Origin of the sequence: Exiguobacterium sp. s192 (assembly GCF_018618795.1) — a bacterium.
Classification (GTDB): domain Bacteria; phylum Bacillota; class Bacilli; order Exiguobacteriales; family Exiguobacteriaceae; genus Exiguobacterium_A; species Exiguobacterium_A undae.
In genome coordinates this window covers 1-1,432 of record NZ_JACSMS010000028.1, presented here as the reverse complement: position 1 = coordinate 1,432, position 1,432 = coordinate 1, and the positions used below count along the sequence as shown (strand labels likewise).

Annotated in this window: 1 protein-coding gene; it reads right to left on the bottom strand. The window is 44.3% G+C overall.

The window, feature by feature from the left end:
- Positions 1-1,322 (bottom strand): IS3 family transposase gene (locus KNP87_RS17125; protein ID WP_214722385.1). Its coding sequence is split into 2 segments (ribosomal slippage), with 1,323 coding nucleotides annotated over them: positions 1-953 and positions 953-1,322; the frame shifts between segments, so codons are not numbered across the junction. This gene is flagged as partial in the annotation.
- Positions 1,323-1,432: the final 110 nt, after the last annotated feature.

Genomic DNA, 1,432 nt, shown 5'->3' with positions numbered 1-1,432 from the left:
TGCTATGAGATGGCTTCGGTATTGTACCGGAGTCATCTTTTGTAGTTTCCATTGTCTTCGTTCGCTATTGTAATAATCAATATAAGCATCGACCATGGCACAGACCTCATCGAGGTCAGATGCTAATTTATAATCGACATAATCTTTCAAGTGCCCAAAGAACGATTCCATCGGGGCATTATCCAGGCAGTTTCCTCTACGAGACATGGATTGAAGCATTCCCATCTCACGGATGCGTGTTTGATAAGCAGGATGCGTATAATGGAATCCTTGATCGGAATGCATCATGGCTTCCGGGTGTATATTCCCTTGAAGTCGTTCTGCGAGTTTATTCGTTGTATGAAGGACAAGTTCCATATGGAGGCTTGTAGATAAATGATGTGCCATAATTTCACGTGTAGCGACATCTTTCACACAAGAGAGATACACAGTTTGCCCAGATCCAATACGCAGATAAGTGATGTCTGTAACGAATACCTTACCAGGCTCTCCTTGATCGAACCGACGGTTCAAGTGGTTCGGTACAGTCTTATGTTCATATGTCGCTTTAGCGATTTTACGATAAGCGTTCTGCCTACGGATTTTCGTCACGATTCCAAACTTCCTCATGAGACGCAAAATACGTTTATGATTCATCGGTCCCCCAATAAGATCAAGCATCTCCATGTAAAGACCACGATAGCCGATTTTTCCCTTGTGACGATCATGAACACTTTTCAGAAGTAGGTAGTCCGCATAGTCGCGTTCTTCCCGAAGGGAAACACTATCCGTACGTGCGAGCCAGGCGTAATAACCACTGCGGCTCACTTCAGCGAGCGTACATAGATCCGTCACGAACCGCCCAGATGATTGTTTCCGTAAGACAATATTGATTGCCTGATAGCGCTCAGATGCGGTTAGTTTCGATGCTTCGCCTCTCTTTCGAGAGCGTCGAGCTTTTTTAGTAATTCGTTCTCCGCTGTGAGGTACTTTATTCGTGCTTCAGCTTTCGCAAGGCGTCGTTCGACGGAATCGTCTTTTTTCGGTCGACCTCCAAGATTTGATTTTCCACGTCTCTCATTCAAGAGTCCTTCTTCTCCATAAATGCGATAGGTCTTCCTCCATCGTTTCAACGCTTCGTTCGTTGTTCGCTTACCAATCATGTCCAGGTCAAAGCCGCTTTCCTCAAAGATTTGAATCGGTCGCTTACCAGCTAAATTCTCACGTACAGCGTGAATCTTAAATTCTCCTTTGTATTGAATCGTACGATCTGATACCGAGGCTACGTGAAGATTCGCTTCAAGTTGTCTGATTTGATCTGGATTGAAGGTGCGTCTGTTCATGAATAGTTCTCCCGTCTAAATTGAATAGGTACAGTATATCGATTTCTTTAAACACAAAAAACCCCGAATGGGGTCTTTTATCAAGTGTCCACCATTCAGGGTTCAGTTCA